Source organism: Arthrobacter sp. S39, assembly GCF_004320525.1.
Classification (GTDB): Bacteria; Actinomycetota; Actinomycetes; order Actinomycetales; family Micrococcaceae; genus Arthrobacter.
On sequence record NZ_SIHX01000001.1, the window covers coordinates 389861 to 415353 of the forward strand.

The window sequence follows — 25493 nt, forward strand, 5'->3', positions numbered from 1 at the left end:
ACGTGACTGCCGAAACCGCACCCGTTGCCTCCGTCCTGCCGCTTGACCTCCGCCAGGACGTCTCCCTGCTCACCGCCGCGATCATGGACATCAACAGCGTGTCCGGGAACGAGACGGCGTTGGCCGACGCCGTGGAAGCGGCCCTCCGCAGCATTCCCGGGCTGCGCATCGTGCGTGACGGCGACTCCCTGATCGCCCGGACGGAACTGGGACGGCCGGAACGCGTCATCCTGGCCGGGCACCTGGATACCGTTCCGCTGCCGGTCACCGACGGGGCCCGTGGCACGGTTCCCTCGAGCTGGGAATCCGGCATCCCGGGCGAGGGGGTTCTGTACGGGCGGGGAGCCACGGACATGAAGGGCGGCGTCGCAGTCCAGCTCGCGCTGGCAGCCACCATGTTCGACGGCGGCGCGGAACCCGGGCGCGACGTCACCTTTGTCTTTTACGACCACGAGGAAGTGGAAGCGGTCAAGAGCGGGCTGGGCCGCCTGGTCCGCAACCACGGCGGGCTCCTGGACGGCGATTTCGCCATCCTCCTCGAGCCAACCCATGGAACGGTGGAGGGCGGCTGTAACGGCACCAGCCGCTTCGAAGCCACCACCGTGGGGGAAGCTGCACACTCCGCCCGCGCCTGGATGGGCAGCAACGCCATCCACGCCGCGGCACCGATCCTCGCCAGGCTTGCCGCCTATGAACCACAGACCGTCAATGTCGACGGCCTCGACTACCGTGAGAGCCTCAACGCGGTTAAGATCAACGGCGGCACGGCGGGCAACGTCATCCCTGACCGGTGCGTGGTGGAAATCAACTACCGCTTCGCGCCCGACAAGTCCCCGGACCAGGCAGAGGCGCATGTCCGGGAGCTGCTCGACGGCTTCGACGTCGTCCGCACGGACGCTGCGGCCGGCGCCCGGCCCGGCCTGAACCATCCCGCTGCCGCGTCCTTCGTAGCAGCCGTGGGAGCCGAGCCGAAACCAAAATACGGCTGGACCGACGTCGCGCGTTTCAGCGAACTGGGAATCCCGGCGGTGAACTTCGGGCCCGGCGACCCTCTGCTGGCCCACAAGGACAACGAGCACGTGGACGCCGACGCCATCCGGGAGTGCCTGCGGGCGTTGCGGAGCTGGCTGGCGGCATAGCCCGCACGCAGAAGGGTCCGCAGCCTGGATTTGAACTGGCTGCGGACCCTTCTGCGTGTGCGATGGATATAGCTACTTGGGTTCGCGTATTTCCGGTAGTTCCGGTGCGACCACTGCGGTTGGCGCCTTGGCAACACCGCCCGCCGTCTTCTGTGAACCCCGGCGCTCGATCCAGATTGCGAGCCGGGAAACGCAGATGTTGATCACAATGTAGATGGCGGCGGCCACAAAGAAGATGGGGAACAGGAATGCGTTACCCAGGAAGTCCGCCATGACCTGCACCGCGCGCAGAAGTTCGCCGTACGCCACGATGTAGCCCAGCGAGGTGTCCTTCAGGAGCACCACCAGTTGGGCAACCAGCGACGGCATCATGCGTCGGACAGCCTGCGGCAGTTCGATGAGCATCCGGGACTGGAAACTGGTCAGGCCGATGGTCAGGCCCGCCTCCCGCTGTCCCTTCGGCAGCGATTGGATGCCGGCCCGGATGATCTCCGCGAAGATGGCGGTGTTGTAGAGGACGAGCCCCGTCACCACGGCAACGAAGGAACTCGTCCCGAATACCAGCAGGACGAAGAGCATCATCAGGACAACGGGCATGCCGCGCAGGAATTCCAGGACCACGCGGGCCGGAATCCGGATCCAGGCGACCAGCGAGATGCGCAGCAGGCAGAACATCAGGCCGAGGGGGAACGCGATCACTGCGGCGAGGGCGGCGGCGCTGAGCGTGGCACCGAGGCCATTGGCGAGCAGCGTCCAGACGTCGCCCCGGGTGAAGATGGCCCAGCGGCGGCCTTCAAAAATGCCCTGCTGGGCGAGTGTCATGACGATCCATGCCAGGAGGCCCAGGATCAGCACGGTTCCGACCACGGAACCGATCAGTGAAACCCGGCGCGCTTTGGGGCCGGGAACGTCGTAGAGGACTGAAGTCATCGGGCAATCGCCACCTTTCGTTCCACCGTGCTGGCAAGGATGCCCAGCGGGATGGTGAGGAGCAGATAGAAGAAGGCCACGCCCAGCAGTACTGCCATGACCTGGTCACCGTTTGCGTTGGCCAGCTGGCGCCCGTAACCGAACAGTTCGAGGACAAAGAACGCACCGGCAACCGAGGAGTTCTTGACCAGGGCAATCAGGATGTTGATCAGCGGCGGGATCACGGTCCTCAGCGCCTGGGGAAGGATGATGAGGTTCAGGACCTGGCCGAAATTCATGCCGATGCTGCGAGCCGCTTCCGCCTGCCCAAGCGGGACGCTGTTGACGCCGGAGCGGACAGCTTCGGCGATGAAGGCCGCTGTGTAAGCACTGAGTGCGATGATCGCTGCGACCTCGAACTGCTGGAATGTCACGCCGAGGCGGGGCAGGACAACCACAGCAAAAAAGAAGGCAATGGTCAGGGGTGTGTTCCGGAGGATTTCCACGTAGACGGTGCTGAAACCCCGGAGGGCTGCAACGGGTGAGACGCGGGCGGCTGCCAGGAGTGTTCCCAGGACAAGTGCGATGATCCCGGAGACGACGGAAAGGAAAAGAGTGCGGAGAAGGCCCTCCCAATACAAGGGGAGGTTTTCGATGATGACTTCCATAGGATCCTTCGGCTCTGGGCGTAGGCGGTCGAAAAAGAGGAGGCGGTTTCCGGGGGATCCGTTATTCAACGAATCCCCCGGAAAACCGCCGTTGTTACCTAGTAACGGTTGATGGCCGGAAGGTCAGGTGCAGTCTTGATGACCGTGCCTGCGGTTGCTTCCCAAGCCTTCTTGTAGGATCCGTCCTTGCCAAACGCCTCGAGCTGGTCGTTGATCCAGTTACGGAACTCGGTGTCGTCCTTCTTCAGGCCGATGCCGTAAGGCTCTTTGGTGAAGGTCTCGTCAGAGGCCAGCTTGAATACGTCAGGCTCCTTGTCCACAAACCCGGCCAGGATCACGTTGTCCGTGGTGATGGCTTCAACCTGCTTGTTGCGCAGCGGCTCAAGGCAGGCCGAGTAGGTCCCGGCAGGCGACAGTTCGGCACCGTACTTGTCCACGATCGTGGCAGCGGGGGTGGAACCCGTCACGGAGCAGACCTTCTTGCCCTTGACGTCTTCGGGCTTCTTGATGGTGTCGTTGTCCTTGAGGACCATCAGCGCCTGGCCGGCCTCGTAATACGGGCCGGCGAAGCTGACAACCTGCTTGCGCTTGTCATTGATGGTGTACGTGGCAATAACAAGGTCAACCTTGCCCTGCTCAATGAAGGGTTCGCGGTTGGCCGAAACGGTTTCTGACCACTCAATCTTGTCGGCGGCGATTCCGAGCTTGGCGGCAATCAGCTTGCCCATCTCGACGTCGAAGCCAACGGGCTTGCCGTCCAGGCCCACCTGGCCGAAGAGCGGCTGGTCGTACTTGGTGCCGATCTTGATTTTGCCGTCCGCGGCCAGCTTCGCCATGGTGGTGCCTGCGGCGAATGTCGGCTTCTCGGCAACGGTGGGGTCGCTGGTGGTGCCGGGGGTGGATCCGCCACATGCGCTCAGGGACAGCGCCAGGGCAGCGGTAGCCGCCACGAGGAACGACTTGCGTCGGGTCATAAATGCCTTCATGACATTCCTTTCATTGGTCGGCCGTGGGTCACGGCCTGGGTGCGAACTGGAGTGTGTGCGTTCGTAAAGCGGGAAATCAGTGCGTGAGCAGCTTGGACAGGAAGTCCTTGGCCCTGTCGCTCTTGGGGTTGGTAAAGAATTCTTCCGGCTTGGCGTCTTCGACGATCTGGCCGTCCGCCATGAAGACCACGCGGTCAGCGGCCTTCCGGGCGAAGCCCATTTCGTGGGTGACCACCACCATGGTCATGCCTTCCTTGGCCAGCTGGATCATGACATCAAGGACTTCGTTGATCATCTCGGGGTCGAGGGCCGAAGTGGGCTCGTCAAAGAGCATGACCTTCGGTTTCATCGCCAGGGCGCGGGCGATGGCCACACGCTGCTGCTGACCGCCGGAAAGCTGCGCCGGGAGCTTGGGTGCCTGGTGTCCCACGCCCACACGCTCAAGCAAAGCCATGGCCTCCTTGTCGGCCTGCGCCTTGGCCACGCCCTTGACCTTGATGGGCCCCAGGGTCACATTCTCGAGGATGGTCTTGTGTGCAAACAGGTTGAAGGACTGGAAAACCATGCCGACGTCGGCGCGGAGCTGGGCCAGTTCCTTCCCCTCCTCCGGCAGCACCTTCCCATCAATGCTGATGGTGCCGCCCTCGATGGTTTCCAGGCGGTTGATGGCACGGCACAGCGTGGACTTGCCGGAACCTGACGGACCGATGACAACAACCACTTCGCCTTTGCGGACGTGGAGGTTGATGTCCTTGAGGACGTGCAGCTGACCGTAATGCTTATTCACACCGTTCAGGGAGACGAGCGCATCGCCGGGCACATGAGTAGTCATAAGAAGAATCTAGCGAACAAAGACTGGATATGACGGGAATCACGCCAAGTTCATACGGATCGTGATTCAAGAGATACCTGCCGCTTGTGGACCGGGCGTGGCGCTAGCCTTGGGGGATGAGCATCAACGCAGATCCGGCCAAAACCACCCAGCCGCGCCGTAAGGGGCCCCTTGAACTTCGCCGCAAGCAGGCGGCCGTGGAAATGTCTGACCAGCATTTGCTTGACACCAAAGGCGCCGGGCAGTTCGTCCACAGCGATCCATGGCGTGTGCTGAGGATCCAGAGCGAGTTCGTTGAAGGCTTTGGCGCATTGGCGGACCTCGGCCCGGCGGTCAGCGTTTTTGGTTCTGCCCGGACCAAGCCGGGGAGCCCCTACTACGAGATGGGCGTCGCCGTGGGCCGCCACCTGGCGGAAGCCGGCGTGGCGGTGATTACCGGAGGCGGACCCGGCTCCATGGAGGCCGCCAACCGGGGGACCGTTGAAGGAAACGGCGTTTCGGTAGGGCTGGGCATTGAGCTTCCGTTTGAACAGGGCCTCAACCAGTGGGTGGATCTGGGCATCAACTTCCGTTACTTCTTCGCGCGGAAGACCATGTTCGTGAAGTATGCCCAGGGCTTCATCGTCCTCCCCGGCGGGCTGGGCACGCTGGACGAGCTGTTTGAAGCGATGGTGCTGGTCCAGACCCGGAAAGTCACCTCCTTCCCCATCGTCCTGCTCGGTGTTGCTTTCTGGGGCCCCATGATCGAGTGGATCAAAGGCACACTGGTGGCCGAAGGCATGGTTTCGGAGAAGGACCTGGACCTGATCCAGGTGGTTGATGATCCAGCCGATGCGGTGGACCGGGTGCTCCATGGCACGGTCCGGGCACCGTCCACCGGGGAGCAACGGCCCGAATAGCAGGTGACAGTTGATCTGGCACGATTGATGCTGTGAGCTTTTTTCTGGTTTTCCTTGCCATCGCGCTGGCAGGCGCCGTCGTATGGGCGGGTGCCGGCGCCAAAAGCGGCGTGTCCTGGCGCGGCCGCCCGGGCGGGGTCCGGGAAAGCGGACTCTTCGACAGCGGCTTCGAGCAGCCGGTCGCCAACCTTCCTCCGGTCCTGCTCCCCGCTGACGCGGCCCCGGCCGACGTCGACCGTGTCCGATTTTCCCTGGGCCTGCGGGGCTACCGCATGGATCAGGTGGACCAGGTGCTTGATGATCTCCGCGACCAGCTGGCCGCCAAGCGCGACGAAGTGGAGCGCTTAAAGGCGCAGCTGTCTGAAGCCCGGTATCCGCCGCAGAATCCGGCGGACCCGGAGCAACTTCCGGAAGGCCAGGACCGGGGCGAGTCGGTGGTCGGGGCTTGACTACTGACACCGGGAGCAGGCCAGGACCCGCCGCCTCGATCAGCGGCCTTGCCGTGCGCGCCGGAGACGCAATGCGCCGGTGGCCCTGGTGGCTCCAGGTTTCAGCCCTCTATGTGGCGGCAAGGCTGGCCAGCGCCTGCATCTTCATGGCCGCCGCCCTGCATCAGGGCACGAACCCCTGGTTCCCCGCGAAGCCCGACTACTGGAACTTCATCAATATCTGGGACGCGCGGTGGTACGGCGAAGTCATCAGCAACGGCTACCCGGCGGCCCTGCCGGCCGACGCCGCGGGAAACGTCCAGGAAAACGCCTGGGCGTTCTATCCGCTCTTCCCCTTCCTGGGCCGGGCCGTTTCGACACTGGCTGGCATTGCCCCGGCGGCTGCGCTGACAATTGTCGCCATGCTCTCCGGACTGGTGGCCGCCCTGGTGATCTACAGCCTGTTCCGCCATAAGGCGCAGCACAGCACGGCCATGTGGGCGGTTGCCTTCTTTGCGACGTTCCCCGTTTCCGGCATACTGCAGGTGCCCTACGCTGAGCCGCTGACGGTCCTCCTCCTGGCTGCGGCGCTGCTCCTCGTCATTCGTCGGCAGTACTACGTGGCGATGCCCGTGGTGCTGCTGATGTGCCTTTCCCGCCCTGTTGGTGTGCCGTTCGCCGCGGTGGTGGGGCTGCTGTTTGTTTACCGGCTGGTGCAGCGCAGCCGTGGAAAGGGACCTCAGGTCCACAGCCCGCGGGAGCTGGGCGGCCTTGCAGGCCTCGCCGCCGTCAGCGGGGCCGCCGCGCTGATCTGGCCGGCGGCGGCGTGGGCCACTACAGGTGATATCGAGGCGTACACCAAGACGGAAACTGTCTGGCGGGGACACGACCTGGTGCCGTTCAAGCCGTGGTTCGATACCGGCATCCAGCTCTTCGGTCCGGTTCTGGGCGTGCTTGCGCCGTTCGTCTTTGCCGGGTTGTTCGCCCTGATGCTGTTCAGCCCTCCCGTAGTGAAACTCGGGGTTGAACTGCGCTTGTGGTGCGCCTGCTACATGGCATACCTGCTGCTGTTCCTTCATCCCCAGACCAGTACGTTCAGGATGTTGCTCCCGCTGTTTCCGCTGGCGCTCGGCGCCGCTGTGTTGTCCCGCTCCAGGGCCTATCGCGGCACGGTTATTGTGATGTTTATTCTTTTGCAGATCGTCTGGATTGTCTGGCTGTGGGCGTGGGCGCAACTGCCTGGCGGAGGCGACTATCCGCCGTGATTTCCTGCGGTCCCGGGCATCGAAGTGCAGGAATGCGACGCGGCGGTAAATGTCCATCGATTAGCTACGTGCGGGTAATTACGGGATAATAGTAAGTAAGCAAGGACAAAAGCATTCAGAAGATGTTCAGCCATGGCGGTGCCCACACGTGCCGCCATAGCGGCTTGATTGACCATGCGGACACAGCCCGTCCGGGCTGGTAAGTCCTGGGACTAATTGGAGGGGAAATTCCTCATGGCGGCTATGAAACCACGCACCGGCGACGGCCCTATGGAAGTCACCAAGGAGGGCCGCAGCCTGATTATGCGTGTGCCGCTCGAAGGCGGCGGACGGCTTGTTGTTGAACTCAATGCAGCGGAAGCGGCAAACCTCAAGGAATGCCTCGTCGGCGTTACCGAATAATTGCGCCGGGCCAGGGTCCGCAGCCTCCGGGCTGCGGGCCCTGGCCTTTTGAAGGCCGGGCCTTTCTCGGCGGCGGCTATTTCTTGACCGCGACCAGCAGGCCGTCGCCCGTGGGAAGCATGGTGGTGGCGAGCCGCTCGTCGTCACGGATGGTTTTGCCCACCTGGCGGAGCACCACGGTGGTGGCATCCCTGTTCGCGGGGTTGGCCACACGGTCTTTGTCCAGGGCGTCGTTGATGATCAGCAGCCCGCGGGACTTCAGCAGGCGGATGGCCTGGTCCACGTAACCCGGCAGGCCCGGCTTGTCAGCGTCGATGAAAACGAGGTCGTAGGCGGCGTCGGTCAGCCGCGGCAGGACGTCGCCGGCCCGGCCGGAGATGGTGCGTGTCCGGTTGGCCGGACTCCCCGCCTCGGCGAAGGCCTCGCGGGCCGCTTTCAGGTGTTCGACGTCCACATCGATCGTGGTCAGTACCGACTGGGGTCCCAGGCCACGCAGGATGCAGACGCCGGAGACGCCGGCACCGGTACCAATTTCGACGGCGGTCTGCGCCTTGGAAGACGCCGCCAGCACCGTCAGAACAGCTCCCACGCCGCGCCCGATCGGGGTTACTCCCAGCTCAAAGGAGCGCTCGCGTGCACGAAGCATGACTTCATCCTCTGCGGGCAGATCTTCTGCATAGGACCAGCTCGTGGACTTGTCGGCGCTCATGGATGATTTCGCTTTCTGGGCGGCAGGGGAGTGTTGGATACAGCCTACTGTGTCCGGAGGTGCCGCTGCCGGATGCCGGGGTTGCGCCTTTGGCAGAAGAGGCCGGCCAATCAGGAAATTCCCAGCCAACTTTGAAAGGATGGAGATCCGCTCATCCATACGGTGATCGGCGCCGAACCAGAGATGTCAACAGTATCCGGGCGTTAGCTTATCCACGAGGGGAGTGGACGATGTCAGCATCAGTTGTGGCACCTGTCCCTGCGTCACAAGATTCCGCAGCTGAATGGGTCCGGCCCACCTGGGAAGAAGTGGTTGCCAACCATTCCGCGAAGGTCTACCGGCTGGCCTACCGCCTGACCGGAAACAAGTTCGACGCCGAGGACCTGACCCAGGAGGTATTCGTCCGGGTCTTCAGGTCACTGGAGAACTTCAAGCCTGGGACGCTGGACGGCTGGCTGCACCGGATCACCACCAACCTGTTCCTGGACCAGGCGCGGCGCAAGAGCCGCATCCGTTTCGACGCGCTGGCCGAGGACGCGGAGTCCCGCATACCGGGCCGTGAACCCGGGCCTGAGCAGAGCTTCGAACTGAACAACCTTGACCTCGACGTGCAGGCCGCACTGGAGGAACTCCCGCCGGACTTCCGCGCGGCGGTTGTGCTGTGCGACCTCGAAGGCCTGTCGTACGACGAGGTGGCAGCGGCACTCGGCGTCAAGCTGGGCACGGTGCGGTCACGCATCCACCGCGGCCGGACCATGCTCCGTGAGAAGCTGGCGCACCGGGATCCCCGGCCGCAGCACTCACGCAAGCCGAAACTTTCGCTGCCCCGCATCGCCAGCATTCTCTGATCGGCCCCATGACTTCCGACAACGCGCTATTCCGAAGGCATCCCCGGAGCGACAGCCATGTCAGGACCTGCCCGGAATGCACCTCCGCGGTGCACCGCGAACGGCAGTATTTAGAACGGCTCCGTGAAGCGGCCATCCCGCCTGCCAGTCAGGATCTGACCGCCCGGCTCCTGCAGCAGACCCAGGTGCTGGCCATGGCCCCCTGCGAGCCGTTACGTAGTCCACGCCGGGGAGCAAAGATCATTGCCCTCGCCGCCGGCGGGACAGCGGCGGCTGCCGGGGTCCTTGCCGCTGGCGCCTTCGCCCTGGCAGGTGACCCGCTGCCGATGGCAGCAAATGCTTCAGTGGGCTCTTTCGTCCAGCACTCCGCCCACGTACCGGCCGACGGGCGCGAGCTGAGCGCCGAGCAGCTGGCAGGGTTGCGCACGGAGGGCTGGGTGTGTCCTGAGCTGGAGTCCATGGGCTTCCACGTCCTCTCGGCCAGGGCAACCACCCTCGACGGCGTCCCGGCCGTGGAGATGAAGCTGTCGGACGGCGAGCACTACGCGATAGTCCTCGAACAGCACGGCGGCACGAGCACCACCACCGGCGGCGTGTCGATCCGGAGTTCTGCACCCTGGACAGCGGTCTTCCAGTCCGCCGGAAGCACCATCACCTACGAGTCCGATCTGCCGGCAGACCGGGCCGACGACGCCGTGCCCGTCCTGCAACGGCTCAGTGCGCTGGCCACCGCCGGAATCACGGCGGGAGTCGCGCAGGAGCCGCCGGCGGCCGGCAGCGGACCCGTTGAGCCGTTCAGTGAACGGCTGCAGCGGGGCCTGGACAAAATTGCCCGTCTTCTGACGCCTTAAACCTGGCCGATTCCGCCCCCCGCCTGCGGGAATCGTCAGCACGACCCCGGAGAGGGTAATCTTCCTAAAGTGTTTGGAATCAACGGCCCGGAGTTCTTCCTTCTGCTGATCATCGGCATCATGGTGATCGGCCCCAAACGGCTGCCCGAATACACCCAGAAACTTGCGAACCTGGTGAAGGAAGTCCGCCGCATGGCATCCGGCGCGCGCGAGCAGATCAAGGAGGAGGTGGGGATCGACATCGACGAGGTCGACTGGAAGAAGTACGACCCCCGCCAGTACGATCCACGCCGCATCATCAAGGAAGCGCTGCTCGACGACGACACCAAGCCGGTCAGCGCGGGGGCGCCCGCCGTGGCAGCCGTGGCCGGAACCGCAGCGGCCGCTGCCAGCACGTCAACGCCCGCCTCCCGCCCGGAGCGAGTTGTCCAGCAGTTGCCTGCCGGCGAAGCTGCGCCTTTCGACACCGAGGCCACCTAGGGACACCTCTGGGCTGTCAGCGTGGCTGCAGCCCCAGTTTCATCCCGGTCAGTCCACGCGGCTTTGCCGCCAGCTTGCCGGCAATCTCAACGAGTGCCACAGCCGCCGGCGTGTCCGGCTGGCCCAGAACGATCGGTGAACCGGCGTCGCCGCCCTCCCGCAGCAGGATGTCCAGCGGAATCTGGCCCAGCAACGGCACGACCGAACCCACCGTCGCCGTCAGCCGCTCGGCGAGCACCGCCCCGCCGCCGCTTCCGAACAGTTCCATCCTGGCGCCGTCGGGCATTTCCAGGTACGACATGTTCTCGATCACCCCTGCGACAGACTGGCCGGTCTGGGTCGCGATGGCGCCGGCGCGCTCGGCGACGTCGGCCGCGGCGGCCTGCGGCGTAGTAACCACCAGGATTTCCGCCTTCGGCAGAAGCTGGGCCACCGAGATGGCGATATCGCCGGTGCCGGGCGGGAGGTCAAGGAACAGCGCGTCCAGGTCACCGAAGTAAACGTCGGTGAGGAACTGCTCCAGCGCGCGATGGAGCATGGGACCGCGCCAGGCGACCGGCTGGTTACCCGTGACGAACATTCCGATGGAAATGACTTTGACGCCGTAGGCCACCGGGGGCAGAATCATGTCGTCCACCCGCGTGGGAGCCTGGGTGATGCCCATCAGCGCGGGAACCGAGAAGCCGTAGACGTCGGCATCGACGATTCCCACCCGAAGCCCCTGGGCTGCGAGGGCGCAGGCCAGGTTGACGGTGACGGACGACTTCCCGACGCCGCCCTTGCCGCTGGCTACGGCAAAAACCTTGGTCAGCGAACCGGGCTGGTTGAACGGGATGCCGCGCTGGCCACCGGCGCCGCGGAGCTGCTCCTTCAGGGCGTCGCGCTGTGCCTGGCTCATGACCTTCAGTTCAACTTCGACGGCTGTGACGCCGGGAACCGAGGACAGCGCCTTTTCCGAGTCGGCGGTAATCGTGTCCCGCAGGGGACAACCGGCGATGGTGAGCAGCACCGCGAGGCGGACCCGGCCGTCGTCGGAAATCTCGACCGAATCAACCATGCCCAGCTCGGTGATGGGGCGGCGGAGCTCCGGGTCGATGACGGTGGCCAGGGCAGCGTTGACCGCCTGGTGGAGGTTTTCAGTCATGCAGGCGTTACTCGGCTTCCGGGGTTGTACGGCTTTCAGGGGGTGCAGGCTGCGGCGGAACGCCGGGGTTCTGGGCAACGTGGCTGGGCTTGACCCTGGGGATCTGCTGAGTGCGGGGGTTCCGTTGCCGGTCCCTCTTCTCCTTCAGCTTCTCCTTGATCTTGTCGCGCGGCGATTCGTGGCTGCCGGTACCCGAGGGGTCGTGGGTCCGCAGCTCCTCCTGCGCCTCCAGCATGTCCTCCAGCAGGGAGCGCAGCTCGGCACGGACGTAGTCGCGCGTGGCCACCTCGCGAAGGGCGATCCGCAGCGAGGCGAGTTCACGGGTCAGGTATTCCGTATCGGACAGGTTGCGCTCCGCGCGCTGGCGGTCCTGCTGCAGCGATACGCGGTCGCGGTCGTCCTGGCGGTTCTGGGCGAGCAGCAGCAGCGGCGCGGCGTAGGACGCCTGCAGCGAGAGCATCAGGGTCAGCAGGGTGTAGCCGAGGGCGCGGGAGTCGAACTGCCATTCAAGGGGTGCCCAGGTGTTCCAGACCAGCCAGATGACCACGAAGATGGTCATGTAGACGAGGAACTGCGGCGTACCCATGAACCGGGCAAAACCCTCGGTGGCGTGGCCGAAGGCGTCGGGGTCCGGGGAGAACTTGGGCAGGATCCGCTTGCGGCCGCTCAGGGGTGTGTCGAGGCTTCCCTTGGTTGCCGTCTTCGCCGGGCCGCGCTGGCCGGGGTTTTTGGGAGGACTGTTGTCAGCCAATGCGGCCACCGAGCCTTCTTATCGGGGCTTCGCCATCATGGGCGCGCCAATCATCCGGCAACAGATGATCCAAAACGTCATCAACAGTCACCGCCCCCACAAGCCGGCCGTCGTCATTGACCACGGGGAGGGAGTTCAGGTTGTACGTAGCCAGGGTCCTGGCAACCTCGCTGATGTGGGCCTGGTCCGACAGGGGCTCAAGATTCTTGTCCACCAGGTTGCCCAGCGGCTCGAACGGCGGGAAGCGTAGCAGCTGCTGGATGTGCACCACGCCCAGGAACCGGCCGGTCGGGGTCTCAAGCGGGGGCCTGGCGATGAAGATGGAGGAAGCGAGGGCGGGCGAGAGTTCCTCGCGCCGGACATGGGCCAGGGCTTCGGCCACCGTCGCCTCAGGGGGAAGGATCACTGGTACTGGCGTCATCAGGCCGCCGGCGGTGTCCTCGTCGTATTCGAGCAGGCGGCGGACGTCTTCGGCGCCTTCGGGCTCCATGAGCTGCAGCAGTTCCTCGGCCTGTGCGGTGGGCAGTTCGCCGAGGAGGTCGGCGGCGTCGTCAGGGTCCATTTCTTCCAAGACGTCAGCGGCGCGCTGGACGTCCAGGGCCGAGAGGATTTCCACCTGGTCATCCTCGGGGAGTTCCTGCAGGACGTCGGCGAGCCGTTCGTCCTGGAGCTCGCTGGCAACCTCGAAGCGGCGCTTGTCGCTCATTTCCTGCAGGGCTTCGGCGAAGTCGGCGGGCTTGAGGTCTTCGTGGTTGGCGACGAATTGGGTGGCGGCCTGGGGCTCGGTGCGGGCTCCCTGCAGGGCGTCCGCCCAGTCAATGATCATGGTCTCGTTGCGGCGCAGCCGGCTGAGCGGCGAAAGTGAATGGCCGCGGCGGACGAACAACTTGCTGACGAACCAGTCCCGGGAACGGTGCTGGTCCATGGCGATGTCCTCGATGGTGGCGTCCCCGCTGCCGTCCCTAAGGGTCACCCGGCGGTCAAACATCTCAGCGACCACCAGCGTCTCGGCACCACGCTGTTCAAAGCGCCGGAGGTTGACCAGACCGGTGCAGATGATCTGGGTCTGGTCGATCGAGGTAATCCGGGTCATTGGCACAAAGACGCGCTTCTTTCCCGGAACTTCGACGACGATACCCACCACGTGGGGGGCACCCCGGCTTCCACGCGAGAGCACCACAACATCGCGCAACCGTCCCAGACGGTCGCCCAGCGGGTCGAAGACGTCAAGACCCAGAAGGCGCGCCACGAAGACGCGCGAAAGATTTGTGCTCACGTCTACAGGCTACCGAGTCTGCTCTCTTTTAGCTGAATTTACAGGCGGCACACATGCTGATGGGCAAGAATGGTGTTATGTCAAACATTTTTGGTGCTCCCAAAGCCGGCGGGCCCAACGGCGTGGACGAGTCCCGCACCGTCCCCACCGGTGACACCGTCGGTTCCTACACGTCCTACCTGGATGCCCAAAAGGCTGTGGACTACCTGGCTGACCAGCAGTTCCCGGTCCAGATGGTGTCCATCGTGGGCAATGAGCTCAAAATGGTGGAGCGCGTCACGGGACGCCTCAGCTACCCCCGCGTTGCCTTGTCCGGGGCGCTGAGCGGTATGTGGTTTGGTCTGTTCGTGGGCGTCATGCTGTCGTTCTTCGCACCTTCGCCGGGATACTTCTCCATCCTGACCTCTGTGCTGATGGGTGCCGCGTTCTTTATGCTGTTCGGCATCGTCACCTATGCCATGCAGCGGGGAAAGCGCGACTTCACCTCAACCAGCCAGGTGGTGGCCACCAATTATGACGTCGTGGTGTCGGTCGAGGCAGCCCACGAAGCCCGGCGCCTGCTCCAGCAGTTGCCGATGACGCGGTCTGATGCCGCTGCCGGCCCCAGGCCCCATGCGCAGGCCGACTACTACAACCAGCCGTACCAGCAGCCCGGCCAAAAACCCGGGCAGCAGCCGGGCCCTCAGCAGGGCCAGCCCCCCGTGCGGCCGGCCAGCTGGAACGATCCGTACGGCCAGCAGGGTCCCGGCACGCACGGCGCCCCGGCTGCAGCCCCGCAGCCCGGTCAGCCTGGCCAGCCCGCCGAAAGCCCGGTGCAGCCGGCTCCGGCACCCGCGGCAGCGGTCCGTTACCCCGACCTGCCGGACGGCCGGCCGCAGTACGGCGTCCGTGTCAGCGACAACCCTGCACCCGCCCCCGCTGGCAACAATGCAGCTCCGGGTGACGAACGCCAGGACACCGGTCAGCCCGCGCGGCAGCCCGAAGCGGCACCTGAGCGTAGCCGGGACGAAGCAGGCTCGTAGCCGGCCCGCCCCGCTCCACTCAGCGCGGACGCCTTAAGCGCGAACGGACACTTAAGCCCCGGGGCTTAAGTGTCCGTTCGCGCTTTAAGAGGGTGGTTAGGCGGGGGAGTGCTGGCTGCCTTCGCCGTTGGCTTCCCGGTAGATGCCCGCCATCCAGGACTCGACGTCGTCGGCCTTGCGGGGCAGCGCGGCGCTGAGGTTGACGGGGCCGTCGGCGGTCATCAGGATGTCGTCCTCGATCCGGACGCCGATGCCGCGGTACTCCGCCGGAATGCACAGGTCCTCGTTCTTGAAGTACAGGCCCGGTTCGATGGTGAAGACCATGCCTTCGGCGAGGACACCATCAAGGTACAGCTCCCGTTTGGCCTGGGCGCAGTCGTGCACATCCAGCCCCAGGTGGTGGCTGGTGCCGTGCGGCATCCAGCGGCGGTGCTGCTGGCCCTTATGGCTGACGGCTTCCTCCACGCTTACGGGGAGCAGGCCCCACTCTGCGAGGCGTTCAGCCAACACAGTGGTGGCCGCTGTGTGGATGTCCCGGAACTTGGTTCCAGGCCGGGCCGCGGCGAATCCTGCGTCGGCGGCGTCGAGGACCGCTTCGTAGACCTTCCGCTGAACGGCGGTGAACGTGCCGTTGGCCGGCAGGGTCCTGGTGACGTCGGCGGTGTACAGGGAGTCGGCTTCCACACCGGCGTCGAGGAGCAGCAGCTCACCGGCGCTGATGCTGCCGGTGTTGCGGGTCCAGTGCAGCACGGTGGCGTTGTTGCCGGAGGCGGCAATAGTGTCATAGCCGAGTTCGTTGCCCACTTCGCGGGCACGGGCGAAGAAGGCGCCTTCCACAACCCGCTCGCCGCGGGCATGGGTCAGGGCTCGGGGGAGGGACTTGACCACCTCGACAAAGCCTTCGACAGTCGCGGCCACGGCAATCTTCATCTGCTCGACCTCCCACTCGTCCTTCAGGAGGCGGAGTTCGGACAGGGCTTCGGACAGTTTTTCATCCAGCGCGTCGAGTACGGCGAGGTCCAGGTTGTCCGGGTCCTTGGCCGTGTTGTAGCGGGCCGTGTCCACCAGGGCGTCGATGTTCTCGTCCACCTTGCGGACCAGGCGGATGGAGATGCCGCCGATCTCGGGGGCGCCCACGTTCTTGGTGATCGCGGTTTCGAGGGCGTCGATGTGCGCCGTGGGCAGGCCCAGACGGGCTTCAAACTCGGCGAGGGTGGGGCGGGTACCGATCCAGAACTCGCCGGAGCGTGAGTCGGCGTAGAACTGCTCCGTGTCCCGGCCGGCCAGCGGGCGGAAGTACAGCGTGGCGTGGTGGTGCCCGCCGTCGTCGCCCTTTCCTTCGCCTGCCGGTTCCAGGATGAGCACGGCGTCCGGCTCATGGTCCAGGCCCAGGCCGGTGAGGTGGGCGAATCCGGAGTGCGGGCGGAAGCGGTAGTCGCAGTCGTTGGAGCGGACCTTCAGCGGGCCCGCGGGAATGACCAGGCGTTCGCCTTTGAACAGGTCGGAGATGGCTTTTCGCCGGGTCGCGGCGTAGCTGGCGACGGCGTCGCGTGCAGGCAGTTCCTGGCTGGAAGGCGCCCAGTTGCTGGCCATAAAGGCTTTGAAGGCGTCGGAACTGGGCCGCTGCGAGCGGTTGTTGACGCGCTCGTCGAGGGGCTGGGAAGCAGAGTTCAGGGTGTTTTCGGCATCGTTCACGGCACCATCGTCTCACCAGCACGGAGCCTTGGACGAATACCGGCGCGAACGCGGTCAACTAGGCTGGGCAGGTGAGGATCGACCTGCATGCCCACTCCAATGTTTCCGACGGCACGGAAACCCCCGCCGATGTGATGGCCTCCGCTGCCCGGGCGGGGCTGGACGTCGTGGCGCTGACCGACCACGACTCCACGGACGGCTGGGCCGAAGCGTCGCTGGCAGCCGTGCAATTCGGCGTCGCGCTTGTTCCCGGCATGGAGGTTTCCTGCCGGACGGCGAAGGGGATCAGCGTGCACCTGCTGAGCTACCTGCACGATCCGGACCACCCGGGGCTGCTGGAGGAGATCACCAAGGCCAAGGACGCCCGCCTCACCCGCGCCGAGCGCATGGTCACCCTGCTCGCTGAGGACTACCCGCTGACATGGGACGACGTCATCCACCATGTGGCGCCCGGCGCAACCCTGGGGCGGCCCCACATCGCGGATGCCCTGGTGGCGGCCGGCGTCGTGGCTGACCGGTCGGAGGCATTCACGTCCATCCTGACGTCCCATTCACGCTACTTCGTCCAGCACTACGCACCCGACCCGGCCACCGCCGTCGAACTGGTCCGTGCCGCAGGTGGTGTCCCGGTGTTTGCCCACCCGGTCGCTTCCGCGCGGGGCCGGATCGTGGGGGAGCGCACGTACCGGGAGATGATCGACGCAGGCCTGGTTGGCTTGGAGATCGACCACCGGGACAACCCGGAGGAGGGCCGCGAGTTCCTCCGGGGCCTTGCCTCAGAGCACGGACTGCTGATTACGGGTTCGTCCGACTATCACGGGACAGGCAAGCCAAACCTGCTGGGGGAGAACCTGACAGCGCCGGAAGTGCTGGCCCGGATCGAGGAAATGGGCACGGGAACGGCCGTGGTCCGACCGGGTTCCGCAGCATCTTGACGGGCAGTCCCGGCTGAGTAACGTTTGTCTTGCTGGGCTGGTTTGGAACGCAAAAAAGGTCTCGTCGCCATGCAGTATTTCTTACGGTAGACGGAGAGAAACCATGTTTAGGAAGTCAATCGCCGCGGCTGGCCTTGCCGCAGCTTTTATGTTCATTCCCGCCACAGCTAACGCGTTGGACTGTATCAACGTCAGCAGGCCGCCCGCAGCCTGTGGTGCTGTCTGCACAGACGGCCCCATCCTGAACGGCAACTGGGGGTGGCTGCCGAGTGTCTTCCCCGGAGCTCCTGAAGTCTGGGCATTTGTCCCACCGGGTACCGTCCAGGACTTTGGTCTGCCTGGCGAAAAAGGCAACTTCCAGAGCGGCGAAGGTTTTGCGCTGCTGGTCAACGCCATCTGCGATTCGCAGGGATCGGTACTGGTCAGCCGGCAGACTGACCACGGGATCCAATTGATGGAAGGCTGCCCGAAGAGCCAGTGACGAAAGTAAGTCGCACTAAGTGTCGTTTTGGAGGCTCAAAACGACACTTACTGCTACCTAGTTGGGCGGGTAGGACGTGAACATTGCCTTGGCACCCAGCCGCTTGGCCATGACGTCGATAGCCGGCTGGTTCTGGTCCACGCACACGAACTTCCGGTCCAGTTTGGCCGCCACGGCGCCGAGCGTTCCCGAACCCGCGAAGAAGTCCAGGCACCAGTCCCCGGGCCGGCTCGAAGCGGCCACCACCCGGCGGATAAGGCCCTCGGGCTTCTGCGTGGGGTAGCCGGTTTTTTCCTTGCCCGTAGGCGAGACGATGGTGTGCCACCAGACATCGGTGGGCAGCTTTCCGAGCTCCCGTTTGGCAGGCGTGACCAGGCCGGGTGCCATGTACGGCTCGCGGTCAACCTCGGCGCTGTCGAAATGGTACTTCGCCGGGTTCTTCACGTAGACCAGGATGTTGTCGTGCTTGGTGGGCCAGCGGTACTTGGCGCGGGCGCCGTAGTCGTAGGCCCAGATGATCTCGTTCAGGAAGCACTCCCGGCCGAAGATGGCGTCCAGCATCACCTTGGCGTAGTGGACTTCCCGGTAGTCCAGGTGGAGGTACAGGGTGCCGTCGTCCGCCAGCAGGCGCCAGGCTTCCACGAGCCGGGGCTCCAGGAACGACCAGTAATCGCTGAACGCGTCGTCGTAACGGTGCAGGGCGCCCTTGATGGTGTCATAGGAACGCCCCTTGAAGCCCACGCGGTCCCCGGATCCTTCGGCGTTGACCACCATCCGCGTTTCCTGGCGCTGCTGGGCCCGACCGGTGTTGAACGGCGGGTCCACGTAAATGAGTGTGAAGGCGCCGTCCGGCAGCGAGGGGAGGAATTCCGCGTTGTCCGCGTGTACCACCAGGTTGCTGCCGTCCGGCGCCCAGACAGATTCAGTCATGGAGGCTTTTAGGCCTCGGCGCTGCCCGGCTGCGTGCCGTTGTCGCCGCCGGCCACCACTTCGCCGTTGCGGCGGCGGGTACGGGTGCGGCTGCGGCGCGTGCGTGACTGGTCGCCGTCGGCCGGGGCCGAAGCCGCCGGTTCCGCGGCGGGACCGGTGCCGGCAGTCGCCGCGTCGGACGGACGACGGCGGCGCTCACCTGAGCGGCCTGCCGTTTCAGTCCCGGTGCGGCGGCTGGATGACCGGGCGCGGTCGCGGCTGCCGTCACGGCCGGCGTCGCGTCCGCTGTCTTTTGCGCCGTCCCGTCCGCCGGAGCGGGAGTTCTTCTTGCCCGTTTCGCCCAGGTCCTCAAGGACTTCGGCGTCAACACCGGCGAGCGTGCGCTTGTTGCGGGGCAGGCGGCCCTTGGTGCCCTCCGGAATGTCCAGCTCTTCGTAGAGGTGAGGTGAGGAGGAGTACGTCTCAACCGGCTCGGGGACGCTCAGGCCCAGTGCCTTGTTGATAAGGCCCCAGCGGGGCATGTCGTCCCAGTCCACAAACGTGACGGCGGTGCCCTTGTTGCCGGCGCGGCCGGTGCGGCCCACACGGTGCAGGTAGATCTTTTCGTCCTCGACGCACTGGTAGTTGATGACGTGCGTGACGTCGTCAACGTCGATGCCGCGGGCGGCGACATCCGTGGCCACCAGGACGTCGACCTTGTTGTTGCGGAAGGCACGCAGTGCCTGCTCGCGGGCGCCCTGGCCCAGGTCGCCGTGGATGGCGGCAGCCGCGAAGCCGCGGTCCACCAGTTCCTCGGCCACCTTCGCGGCGGTGCGCTTGGTCTTGGTGAAGATGATGGTCCGGCCGCGGCCGCGGGCCTGCAGGATGCGGGCAACAACCTCAATCTTGTCCATGCTGTGCGCACGGTAGATGAGCTGGCGGATGTCGCGCTTGGTCAGGCCCTCGTCGTCGGGGTCGGCCGCACGGATGTGGGTGGGCTGGGTCATGTAACGGCGGGCCATGGCGATGACCGGGCCGGGCATGGTGGCGGAGAAAAGCAGCGTCTGGCGGACCGCGGGTGTACCTGCGATGAGCGTCTCCACGTCCGGCAGGAAGCCGAGGTCCAGCATCTCGTCGGCTTCGTCCAGGATGACGATCTTGACGTTTTTCAGGCTCAGGTGCTTCTGCTTGTAGAGGTCGATCAGGCGGCCGGGGGTGCCGACGACCACTTCGACGCCGTTCTGCAGGGCTTCCACCTGGGGCTCGTACGCGCGGCCGCCGTAGATGGTGGCGATGCGGGCATTGCGCTTGCGGGAGGCGGTCTGGAGGTCGTTGGCCACCTGCACTGCAAGTTCGCGGGTAGGAACGATCACCAGGGCCTGCGGGGCGCCCGGGACTGCGAGCTTGTCGAAACCGGGGTCGTCGCGGCCCACAACGCGCTGCAGCGCGGGGATGCCGAAGCCCAGGGTTTTGCCCGTACCGGTCTTGGCCTGTCCAATGATGTCGTGGCCCGAGAGCGCCACCGGCAGTGTCATGGCCTGGATGGGGAACGGGTGGGTGATCCCGGCGTCGGCCAGGGACTCCACGATATCGGCGCGGACGTTGAAGTCGGCGAAGGATTTCTCCTCGATCTCGTGCGGCTTTTCGTCCGAGATAATGGTTTCTTCGGGCTCGATGGTCTCGGTGCCGGAGTCGTCAGTCAGGAGTTGGTGGGTATGCAATTCACTCACAGGGGAGTTTCCTTATTCTTTTGGGCATTGGCGCTGCCTGCTCAACGGGCCGGCCAACGTGGCCGTTCCGGAGCACGCTCGAAGCGCGCAAGCAAATCCAGTGGAAGCCGATCGCGGGCTATCTAATGCTGGCACTGGTGACCAGCGGGTGTATCTCAAGATCGCGTAGGGGCGGGCTTGTTGAATTCAAAATCAAGGAAATCAACGACCGGGCATCCATATCTACTTCTTCAGTCTACCGGCAAGGACTCCTAATCCCGGCTTTGCCGCTTCTGCAGCCCCGCGGCTAACTGACGAGCTCGAAATGGACTTCCCGCGTGGCGATGTCTGAGGAGAGAAGCCGGACTCGGACCTTGGTGCCTGATTCGAGGTCTCCGGCGCAGCGGGCGGTGACTGCGGGTTCGGCGATCTGGATGATCCCGGAGGGGCCGTTCCCGTTCCTTCCATTGCCGTTGCCATTTCCGTTGGGGCCGTTGCCGCCACTCTTTTCATTCCCGTCCTTCTGCGGCTTGGACCCGGAAATGACAATCGCGTCGAATTCCTGTCCGACGTGGTTGACCAGCAGGGCAGCTTCGACTGTGTCCAGGGCCAGCCGCTCCATCCGGGCGGCCAGCTGGTCGGAGCCGGCCATAATCCCCGGAAGCGAAGGCAGTGCCTCGCGTGCCCAGCCCGGGACCGGTTTTCCGTTGCTGAGGGCGTCGCAGATCACCAGGACGAAACGGTCCACCAGTCGGCGGAGCGGAGCTGTGGTGTGGGCGTAGGCCGCACCGATCGCGGACTGGATGGCGTCGTCCGGGATCCCGCCGTCGAATGCCGTGTAGCTGGCACCACGGAAGAGCATTCCGGCCGAGTGCATGATGGCGAGTTGCCGGGGGACGGTGGGGTCGAGTGTGCGGAGGTACTCCCCGTAGCCGGTCTTCCCGTCCCAGGGTTTGCCCAGCGCCTCGGTCTGCAGCCGGAAGTGCCGCAGGGACCGTTCGTCAGGTGCCGGCATGGTCCGCAGGATGCCGACTTTGCCTTCGAGCATCAGCGTGGCGGCGGCCATTCCGGTCATCAGCGAGATCTGGGCGTTCCAGTCCTCCACGGGGAGCTGCGGAGCCGCGGCGATCCGGTAGCCGCCGTCGGGAAGCTGGACGATCTCCTGCTCGGGCATGTTCAGGCTCGCGCCATCGCGTTCCCGTTCCAGCTCAACGCGTTTGAGGCCCACTTCCTTCAGGAGCTGAAGCACCGGTGAAGCCGTTCCGGCGTCGAGTTCCGCCTGTGCCCCCTTGTAGCTGAGTTTGGCCCGGCTGCGGACGCTCGCCCTTTGGACGGCCACGGTGGTTACCTGGGCGGCCTGGTCCAGCTGGAAGTCCCAGACAAAGGCAGAGCAGAGCTGGCCTGCCAGGAGGCTGCCGGCCCCCTCGCTGATGACCTCCGGATGCAGCGGGATTCGGCCGTCCGGCGCATAGAACGTCTGTCCCCGGCGGCGCGTCTCGCCGTCCAGCGGACCGCCGGGCGCCACGAAAGCGGGAACGTCTGCGATGGCGTAGAGGACCCGGTAGCCGCTGCCGGCCGGCTCAATGAACAGGGCCTGGTCAAGGTCGGTGGAGGACTCCGGATCGATGGTGAGGAAGTCAACACCGGTCAGGTCGGCGTCCGGAAGCTGCCGGGAGGCGACGGCGGCCTCGGCATCACGGACGGCGTCTGCCGGATAGGCGCCCGGCAGTTCCAGCTCGCTCCGCAGCGCGCCCAGTGCCTCCTCGAGGGCATTGTTGTGCTCGTGGACATTAGGGGCCAACCGATGATGTGACACGAAAATCAGGGTAGCCCGATTTTCGCCGAAAATGCACGCAATCGGTCCCCCGGCCGGCAGTCCTAGGAGTTGGCGGCGTCCAGGGCCGCAAGGAGTGCCGACGCGGCCGCGGCAGGGTCCGCGGCTTCGGTGATGGCCCGGACCACCACAACCCTGCTGGCACCCGCTTCCACCACCTGCTCCACGTTGCCCAGGTCAACGCCCCCGATGGCGAACCAGGGCACAGTTGGCCCGCCGGAAACGGACGCGGCCTGGTTCGCCGCTTCCGCCGCGTACTTCACAAGATCAAGCCCGACGGCGGCCCGGCCGGGTTTGGTGGGCGTGGCCCAGACCGGTCCAACACAGAAATAGTCGAGTCCGCCGGGGCCGGCGGCGGCCGCGGACGCGGTGATGGCGCCGTCGATCTGCCCGGTGGTGTGGGTGGACAGCCCGATGACGCCGGCATCCTGGACGAGCGAGCGTGCCGCAGCAAGCGGAAGGTCCTTTTGACCCACATGGAAGACCGGCGCCCCCGACAGCACTGCGACGTCGGCGCGGTCGTTCACGGCCCACAGCCGCCCGTGGCGCTCGGCCGCCTCTTTCAGTACCGCCAGCAGCTCAAGTTCCTCCGCCGCCTCGATGGTCTTGTCGCGGAGCTGGATGATGTCCACGCCGCCGGCGAAGGCCGCATCCACAAACCCGGCGAAGTCGCCGCGGTCCTTTCGCGCATCCGTGCACAAGTACAGCCGGGCGCTGCTGAGGGCGTCGGACCGGAGTGCGGTGGTGGAAAGTACGGTGCTGTTGGAAAGGGCGTGGTTCATGGAAACCAGAGTAGTTCCTCTAAACTGGGCAGGTACTGCGGGAGCCCGTGGCAGCTGTCATAAAGCGGCCGGGCTGAGAGGGCGTCAGAGCCGACCGCTTGACCTGATCCGGCTAGTACCGGCGTAGGGAAGGAAACACATGGTCCCCCCAACGGGCAGTCCGTCCGCTGCCGCGTCCGCTGAACTGCATGCGGACGTCGCCGTCATCGGGGGCGGCGTGATCGGCCACGGCATCGCCTGGGAGGCCAGGCGCTCGGGCCGTTCGGTGGTGGTCATTGATGACGCGCCCGGTTCCGGCGCCAGCTGGGCTGCCGCCGGCATGCTCGCCCCCGTGAGCGAGCTGCACTACCAGGAGGAAGACCTCCTGGAGCTGATGCTCGAATCCTCGGGACAGTGGCCGGCGTTCGCGGCGGACCTGTCCCGAGACGCCCCGGCTGACACCGGCTACCTGGCCACACCGACGCTCGCCATCGGCGCGGACGCCGCCGACCGCCGCGCCCTGATGGACCTGCGGGCCGTACAGCTGGCCCACGGGCTGGAGATTGAACCGTTGACCGTCCGTGAAGCCAGGAGCCGCGAGCCGCTCCTGAGCCCTGCCATCTCCTGCGCCCTGGACATTCCCGCGGACCACCAGGTGGATCCCCGCAAGCTCGTGGCATGCCTGCGCCGGGCGTTGGCCAGCCACGGCGAAGATCCACGTTCCGCAGTCACGGGTGCGCTCGACGGTTTCGCCGTCGCCGACCGCGCGTCGTCCCTGGTGTGGGAGGACGGCCGGGTTACCGGCGCCAGGCTGGCGGGCGGGGGACTGGTGACCGCCGGGGAAACCGTAGTGGCCAACGGGCTGCAAGCGGCCTCCCTGGGCGGATTGCCCGCCGGGCTCCGGTTGCCGCTGCGTCCGGTGCACGGGGATATCCTCCGGCTGCGCGTCCCGGAACACCTCCGTCCACTGGTGACCGCCACTGTCCGCGGCCTGGTCCGGGGCGTGCCGGTGTACATCGTTCCCCGGCGTGACGGCACAGTGGTTATCGGCGCCACCCAGCGCGAGGACGCCCTGGCTGCGTCCGGCCCGGAGGGCGGCGGAGGCGCCGCCGGCGTCTCGGCGGGCGGCGTTTACCAGCTGCTCCGCGACGCCCAGGTGCTGGTGCCGGCCGTCGCCGAGCTGGAGCTGCTGGAAAGCACCGCCAGGGCCCGTCCCGCCACGCCCGACAATGCGCCGCTGCTGGGCCGAGTCGACTTCCCTGAAAGCCGCGGACACGTGCCCGGCCTCATAATGGCCACCGGCTTCTTTCGCCACGGCGTGCTGCTGACGCCCGCAGCGGCCACCATCTGCCGGGACCTCATGGACGGGCGGACGGATCCGCGCTGGCTCCCGTTCAGCCCGGCCAGGTTCTCCGGCCAACGCCCTTCCACCGTTCAACCCACCAAGGAACACGCATGAACATCACCCTCAACGGCACGCAGCACGCCGTGTCCGACGGCGCCTCCATCACCACGCTGGTCAGCCAGATCACCGGTCGGCCCCTCGCCGCCAACGGACAGGCGACGGACGGCCAGAAACTGGGTGTCGCCGTCGCCCACAATTCCGAAGTAGTACCCCGAAGCCAGTGGTACGTCACGGCGCTCGCCGAAGGTGACGACGTCGAACTGGTCACCGCAGTCCAGGGAGGCTGAAGCATGACCGAAACCATCAACACCACCAACCGGGCCGGACACACGGACCCGCTGATCATTGACGGTGTGGAGCTTGGGTCGCGCCTGATCATGGGCACCGGCGGAGCGCCCAGCCTCGACGGACTTGGCGCGGCCCTGCTGGCCTCCGGGACGGAACTGACCACCGTGGCCATGCGGCGGTACTCGCCCGCCGAGACAGGCTCGCTGTTCCAGCTCCTGGTGGACCACGGCATCCGGGTGCTGCCCAACACGGCAGGCTGCTTCACAGCCCGCGACGCCGTCATGACGGCCGAACTGGCCCGCGAAGCGCTGGAAACAGACTGGGTCAAGCTGGAGGTCATCGCCGACGAGAACACCCTCCTCCCCGACGCCGTTGAGCTGGTGGACGCCACTGAACAGCTCGTGAACCGGGGCTTCAAAGTGTTCGCCTACACCAATGACGATCCCGTCCTGGCCCTGCGGCTCGAAAACCTCGGCGCAACCGCCGTCATGCCGCTGGGCTCGCCCATCGGTACCGGACTGGGCATCCTTAACCCGCACAACATCGAGCTCATCGTGTCCCGGGCTTCGGTGCCCGTCGTGCTGGACGCCGGGATCGGTACGGCCTCGGACGCTGCTCTCGCCATGGAACTGGGCTGCGACGCCGTCCTGCTGGCCACGGCGGTCACCCGTGCCCAGAACCCGGCGGTCATGGGAGAGGCCTTCAAGCACGCAGTCATCGCCGGTAGGCTGGCGAAAGCGGCCGGGCGGATACCGCGCCGTGAGCACGCCCTGGCGTCGTCGGCCATGGAAGGCCGGGCAGAGTTCCTCTGACCCTCTCCCGCCGGGGTCCACCGGCGCCGCTCCCGCACGACGACCCGAGGGAGAC

At 65.7% G+C, this 25493-nt stretch carries 27 protein-coding genes and 1 riboswitch; of the genes, 14 read left to right on the forward strand and 13 right to left on the reverse strand.

What is annotated here, in order from left to right:
• The first annotated feature begins 2 nt into the window (after nt 1-2).
• A complete protein-coding gene (dapE, locus tag EYS21_RS01880) occupies nt 3-1139 on the forward strand; it encodes a succinyl-diaminopimelate desuccinylase (RefSeq protein WP_131131427.1) in 1137 nt (378 codons plus the stop codon).
• Between the two features lie 72 nt (nt 1140-1211).
• Here the strand turns inward: dapE and EYS21_RS01885 are convergent, their stop codons facing one another.
• From EYS21_RS01885 to EYS21_RS01900, 4 genes are all read right to left on the reverse strand, one after another.
• Nucleotides 1212-2069 (reverse strand): amino acid ABC transporter permease, encoded by an 858-nt coding sequence (locus EYS21_RS01885; protein WP_131131428.1) that lies wholly within the window; start codon nt 2067-2069, stop codon nt 1212-1214.
• Complete coding sequence (locus EYS21_RS01890) at nt 2066-2716, reverse strand: amino acid ABC transporter permease (protein WP_131131429.1); 651 nt, start codon at nt 2714-2716, stop codon at nt 2066-2068. Before EYS21_RS01890 ends, EYS21_RS01885 begins: the two co-directional genes overlap by 4 nt.
• A gap of 98 nt (nt 2717-2814) precedes the next feature.
• On the reverse strand, nt 2815-3702 hold the full coding sequence (locus tag EYS21_RS01895; protein WP_131131430.1) for a glutamate ABC transporter substrate-binding protein: 888 nt from the start codon (nt 3700-3702) through the stop codon (nt 2815-2817).
• Nucleotides 3703-3778: 76 nt separating this feature from the next.
• Nucleotides 3779-4534, reverse strand: coding sequence for an amino acid ABC transporter ATP-binding protein (locus tag EYS21_RS01900; protein ID WP_104062136.1), 756 nt, complete (start codon nt 4532-4534; stop codon nt 3779-3781).
• A gap of 116 nt (nt 4535-4650) precedes the next feature.
• Here EYS21_RS01900 and EYS21_RS01905 point away from each other — a divergent pair, with 116 nt between their 5' ends.
• The 4 genes from EYS21_RS01905 to EYS21_RS01920 all read left to right on the forward strand — a co-directional run bounded on the left by EYS21_RS01905 (nt 4651) and on the right by EYS21_RS01920 (nt 7528).
• Nucleotides 4651-5433 (forward strand): TIGR00730 family Rossman fold protein, encoded by a 783-nt coding sequence (locus EYS21_RS01905; RefSeq protein WP_131131431.1) that lies wholly within the window; start codon nt 4651-4653, stop codon nt 5431-5433.
• A 32-nt stretch (nt 5434-5465) separates the two neighbouring features.
• The gene (locus tag EYS21_RS01910; protein WP_131131432.1) at nt 5466-5882 is read left to right on the forward strand and encodes a DivIVA domain-containing protein; all 417 of its coding nucleotides are present in this window, start codon (nt 5466-5468) and stop codon (nt 5880-5882) included.
• Between the two features lie 71 nt (nt 5883-5953).
• The gene (locus tag EYS21_RS01915; RefSeq protein ID WP_131131880.1) at nt 5954-7126 is read left to right on the forward strand and encodes a glycosyltransferase family 39 protein; all 1173 of its coding nucleotides are present in this window, start codon (nt 5954-5956) and stop codon (nt 7124-7126) included.
• A 234-nt stretch (nt 7127-7360) separates the two neighbouring features.
• Complete coding sequence (locus tag EYS21_RS01920) at nt 7361-7528, forward strand: DUF3117 domain-containing protein (protein WP_009357720.1); 168 nt, start codon at nt 7361-7363, stop codon at nt 7526-7528.
• A gap of 76 nt (nt 7529-7604) precedes the next feature.
• Here EYS21_RS01920 and EYS21_RS01925 read toward each other — a convergent pair whose 3' ends face one another.
• Nucleotides 7605-8237 carry an O-methyltransferase gene (locus tag EYS21_RS01925; RefSeq protein ID WP_131131433.1) on the reverse strand — a complete coding sequence of 211 codons (633 nt, stop codon included), beginning with the start codon at nt 8235-8237 and terminating at the stop codon, nt 7605-7607.
• Between the two features lie 230 nt (nt 8238-8467).
• Between EYS21_RS01925 and sigE the strand changes: the two genes are divergently transcribed.
• From sigE to EYS21_RS01940, 3 genes are all read left to right on the forward strand, one after another.
• A complete protein-coding gene (gene sigE / locus EYS21_RS01930) occupies nt 8468-9085 on the forward strand; it encodes an RNA polymerase sigma factor SigE (protein ID WP_131131434.1) in 618 nt (205 codons plus the stop codon).
• Nucleotides 9086-9093: 8 nt separating this feature from the next.
• Entirely contained in the window at nt 9094-9936 is an 843-nt protein-coding gene (locus tag EYS21_RS01935; RefSeq protein ID WP_242633236.1) for an anti-sigma factor, read from the forward strand.
• A 69-nt stretch (nt 9937-10005) separates the two neighbouring features.
• On the forward strand, nt 10006-10416 hold the full coding sequence (locus EYS21_RS01940) for a Sec-independent protein translocase TatB (protein ID WP_131131435.1): 411 nt from the start codon (nt 10006-10008) through the stop codon (nt 10414-10416).
• A 16-nt stretch (nt 10417-10432) separates the two neighbouring features.
• On the opposite strand, the gene EYS21_RS01945 is transcribed toward EYS21_RS01940, so the two are convergent.
• Genes EYS21_RS01945 through EYS21_RS01955 form a run of 3 tightly spaced genes read right to left on the reverse strand, consistent with a single transcriptional unit; the run spans nt 10433 to nt 13587 of the window.
• The gene (locus EYS21_RS01945) at nt 10433-11560 is read right to left on the reverse strand and encodes an Mrp/NBP35 family ATP-binding protein (protein WP_131131436.1); all 1128 of its coding nucleotides are present in this window, start codon (nt 11558-11560) and stop codon (nt 10433-10435) included.
• 7 nt (nt 11561-11567) lie between these two features.
• Nucleotides 11568-12320, reverse strand: coding sequence for a DUF1003 domain-containing protein (locus tag EYS21_RS01950; RefSeq protein WP_242633237.1), 753 nt, complete (start codon nt 12318-12320; stop codon nt 11568-11570).
• Entirely contained in the window at nt 12304-13587 is a 1284-nt protein-coding gene (locus EYS21_RS01955; RefSeq protein ID WP_131131437.1) for a CBS domain-containing protein, read from the reverse strand. Before EYS21_RS01955 ends, EYS21_RS01950 begins: the two co-directional genes overlap by 17 nt.
• Nucleotides 13588-13664: 77 nt before the next feature.
• On the opposite strand from EYS21_RS01955, the gene EYS21_RS01960 reads away from it, so the two are divergent.
• Nucleotides 13665-14609, forward strand: coding sequence for a general stress protein (locus EYS21_RS01960; protein WP_131131438.1), 945 nt, complete (start codon nt 13665-13667; stop codon nt 14607-14609).
• Nucleotides 14610-14705: 96 nt separating this feature from the next.
• On the opposite strand, the gene EYS21_RS01965 is transcribed toward EYS21_RS01960, so the two are convergent.
• Nucleotides 14706-16304 carry an aminopeptidase P family protein gene (locus EYS21_RS01965; protein ID WP_131131439.1) on the reverse strand — a complete coding sequence of 533 codons (1599 nt, stop codon included), beginning with the start codon at nt 16302-16304 and terminating at the stop codon, nt 14706-14708.
• Nucleotides 16305-16375: 71 nt separating this feature from the next.
• On the opposite strand from EYS21_RS01965, the gene EYS21_RS01970 reads away from it, so the two are divergent.
• Together EYS21_RS01970 and EYS21_RS01975 are read left to right on the forward strand one after the other, a co-directional pair.
• Nucleotides 16376-17239 carry a PHP domain-containing protein gene (locus EYS21_RS01970; protein WP_131131440.1) on the forward strand — a complete coding sequence of 288 codons (864 nt, stop codon included), beginning with the start codon at nt 16376-16378 and terminating at the stop codon, nt 17237-17239.
• Nucleotides 17240-17342: 103 nt separating this feature from the next.
• A complete protein-coding gene (locus EYS21_RS01975) occupies nt 17343-17720 on the forward strand; it encodes a hypothetical protein (protein WP_131131441.1) in 378 nt (125 codons plus the stop codon).
• A 57-nt stretch (nt 17721-17777) separates the two neighbouring features.
• Here the strand turns inward: EYS21_RS01975 and EYS21_RS01980 are convergent, their stop codons facing one another.
• From EYS21_RS01980 to thiE, 4 genes are all read right to left on the reverse strand, one after another.
• Complete coding sequence (locus tag EYS21_RS01980) at nt 17778-18650, reverse strand: site-specific DNA-methyltransferase (protein ID WP_131131442.1); 873 nt, start codon at nt 18648-18650, stop codon at nt 17778-17780.
• 8 nt (nt 18651-18658) lie between these two features.
• Entirely contained in the window at nt 18659-20359 is a 1701-nt protein-coding gene (locus tag EYS21_RS01985; protein WP_131131443.1) for a DEAD/DEAH box helicase, read from the reverse strand.
• A gap of 286 nt (nt 20360-20645) precedes the next feature.
• Nucleotides 20646-22154: an RNB domain-containing ribonuclease gene (locus EYS21_RS01990; RefSeq protein ID WP_131131444.1), complete on the reverse strand. Its 1509-nt coding sequence runs from the start codon at nt 22152-22154 to the stop codon at nt 20646-20648.
• 62 nt (nt 22155-22216) lie between these two features.
• Nucleotides 22217-22954, reverse strand: a complete 738-nt coding sequence (gene thiE, locus EYS21_RS01995) for a thiamine phosphate synthase (protein ID WP_131131445.1) — start codon at nt 22952-22954, stop codon at nt 22217-22219.
• Between the two features lie 27 nt (nt 22955-22981).
• Nucleotides 22982-23101, forward strand: a riboswitch (TPP riboswitch).
• On the opposite strand from thiE, the gene thiO reads away from it, so the two are divergent.
• The 3 genes from thiO (at nt 23094) to EYS21_RS02010 (ending at nt 25438) form a co-directional block, all read left to right on the forward strand.
• Nucleotides 23094-24392, forward strand: coding sequence for a glycine oxidase ThiO (gene thiO, locus EYS21_RS02000; protein WP_131131446.1), 1299 nt, complete (start codon nt 23094-23096; stop codon nt 24390-24392). (Overlaps the previous riboswitch by 8 nt.)
• Entirely contained in the window at nt 24389-24625 is a 237-nt protein-coding gene (thiS, locus tag EYS21_RS02005) for a sulfur carrier protein ThiS (RefSeq protein WP_131131447.1), read from the forward strand. Before thiO ends, thiS begins: the two co-directional genes overlap by 4 nt.
• Before the next feature lie 3 nt (nt 24626-24628).
• Entirely contained in the window at nt 24629-25438 is an 810-nt protein-coding gene (locus tag EYS21_RS02010; protein WP_131131448.1) for a thiazole synthase, read from the forward strand.
• Nucleotides 25439-25493: the final 55 nt, after the last annotated feature.

Bases quoted from the DNA above. Each gene is read 5' to 3' on its own strand.
- EYS21_RS02010 (WP_131131448.1), top strand. From the start codon at position 24,629: ATGACCGAAACCATCAACACCACCAACCGGGCCGGACACACGGACCCG.
- EYS21_RS01945 (WP_131131436.1), bottom strand. From the start codon at position 11,560: ATGACTGAAAACCTCCACCAGGCGGTCAACGCTGCCCTGGCCACCGTC.
- EYS21_RS01885 (WP_131131428.1), bottom strand. From the start codon at position 2,069: ATGACTTCAGTCCTCTACGACGTTCCCGGCCCCAAAGCGCGCCGGGTT.
- thiO (WP_131131446.1), top strand. From the start codon at position 23,094: ATGGTCCCCCCAACGGGCAGTCCGTCCGCTGCCGCGTCCGCTGAACTG.
- EYS21_RS01895 (WP_131131430.1), bottom strand. From the start codon at position 3,702: ATGAAGGCATTTATGACCCGACGCAAGTCGTTCCTCGTGGCGGCTACC.
- thiS (WP_131131447.1), top strand. From the start codon at position 24,389: ATGAACATCACCCTCAACGGCACGCAGCACGCCGTGTCCGACGGCGCC.
- thiE (WP_131131445.1), bottom strand. From the start codon at position 22,954: ATGAACCACGCCCTTTCCAACAGCACCGTACTTTCCACCACCGCACTC.
- EYS21_RS01890 (WP_131131429.1), bottom strand. From the start codon at position 2,716: ATGGAAGTCATCATCGAAAACCTCCCCTTGTATTGGGAGGGCCTTCTC.
- EYS21_RS01905 (WP_131131431.1), top strand. From the start codon at position 4,651: ATGAGCATCAACGCAGATCCGGCCAAAACCACCCAGCCGCGCCGTAAG.
- EYS21_RS01920 (WP_009357720.1), top strand. From the start codon at position 7,361: ATGGCGGCTATGAAACCACGCACCGGCGACGGCCCTATGGAAGTCACC.
- EYS21_RS01935 (WP_242633236.1), top strand. From the start codon at position 9,094: ATGACTTCCGACAACGCGCTATTCCGAAGGCATCCCCGGAGCGACAGC.
- sigE (WP_131131434.1), top strand. From the start codon at position 8,468: ATGTCAGCATCAGTTGTGGCACCTGTCCCTGCGTCACAAGATTCCGCA.
- EYS21_RS01980 (WP_131131442.1), bottom strand. From the start codon at position 18,650: ATGACTGAATCTGTCTGGGCGCCGGACGGCAGCAACCTGGTGGTACAC.
- EYS21_RS01900 (WP_104062136.1), bottom strand. From the start codon at position 4,534: ATGACTACTCATGTGCCCGGCGATGCGCTCGTCTCCCTGAACGGTGTG.
- EYS21_RS01925 (WP_131131433.1), bottom strand. From the start codon at position 8,237: ATGAGCGCCGACAAGTCCACGAGCTGGTCCTATGCAGAAGATCTGCCC.
- EYS21_RS01975 (WP_131131441.1), top strand. From the start codon at position 17,343: ATGTTTAGGAAGTCAATCGCCGCGGCTGGCCTTGCCGCAGCTTTTATG.
- EYS21_RS01960 (WP_131131438.1), top strand. From the start codon at position 13,665: ATGTCAAACATTTTTGGTGCTCCCAAAGCCGGCGGGCCCAACGGCGTG.
- EYS21_RS01915 (WP_131131880.1), top strand. From the start codon at position 5,954: ATGCGCCGGTGGCCCTGGTGGCTCCAGGTTTCAGCCCTCTATGTGGCG.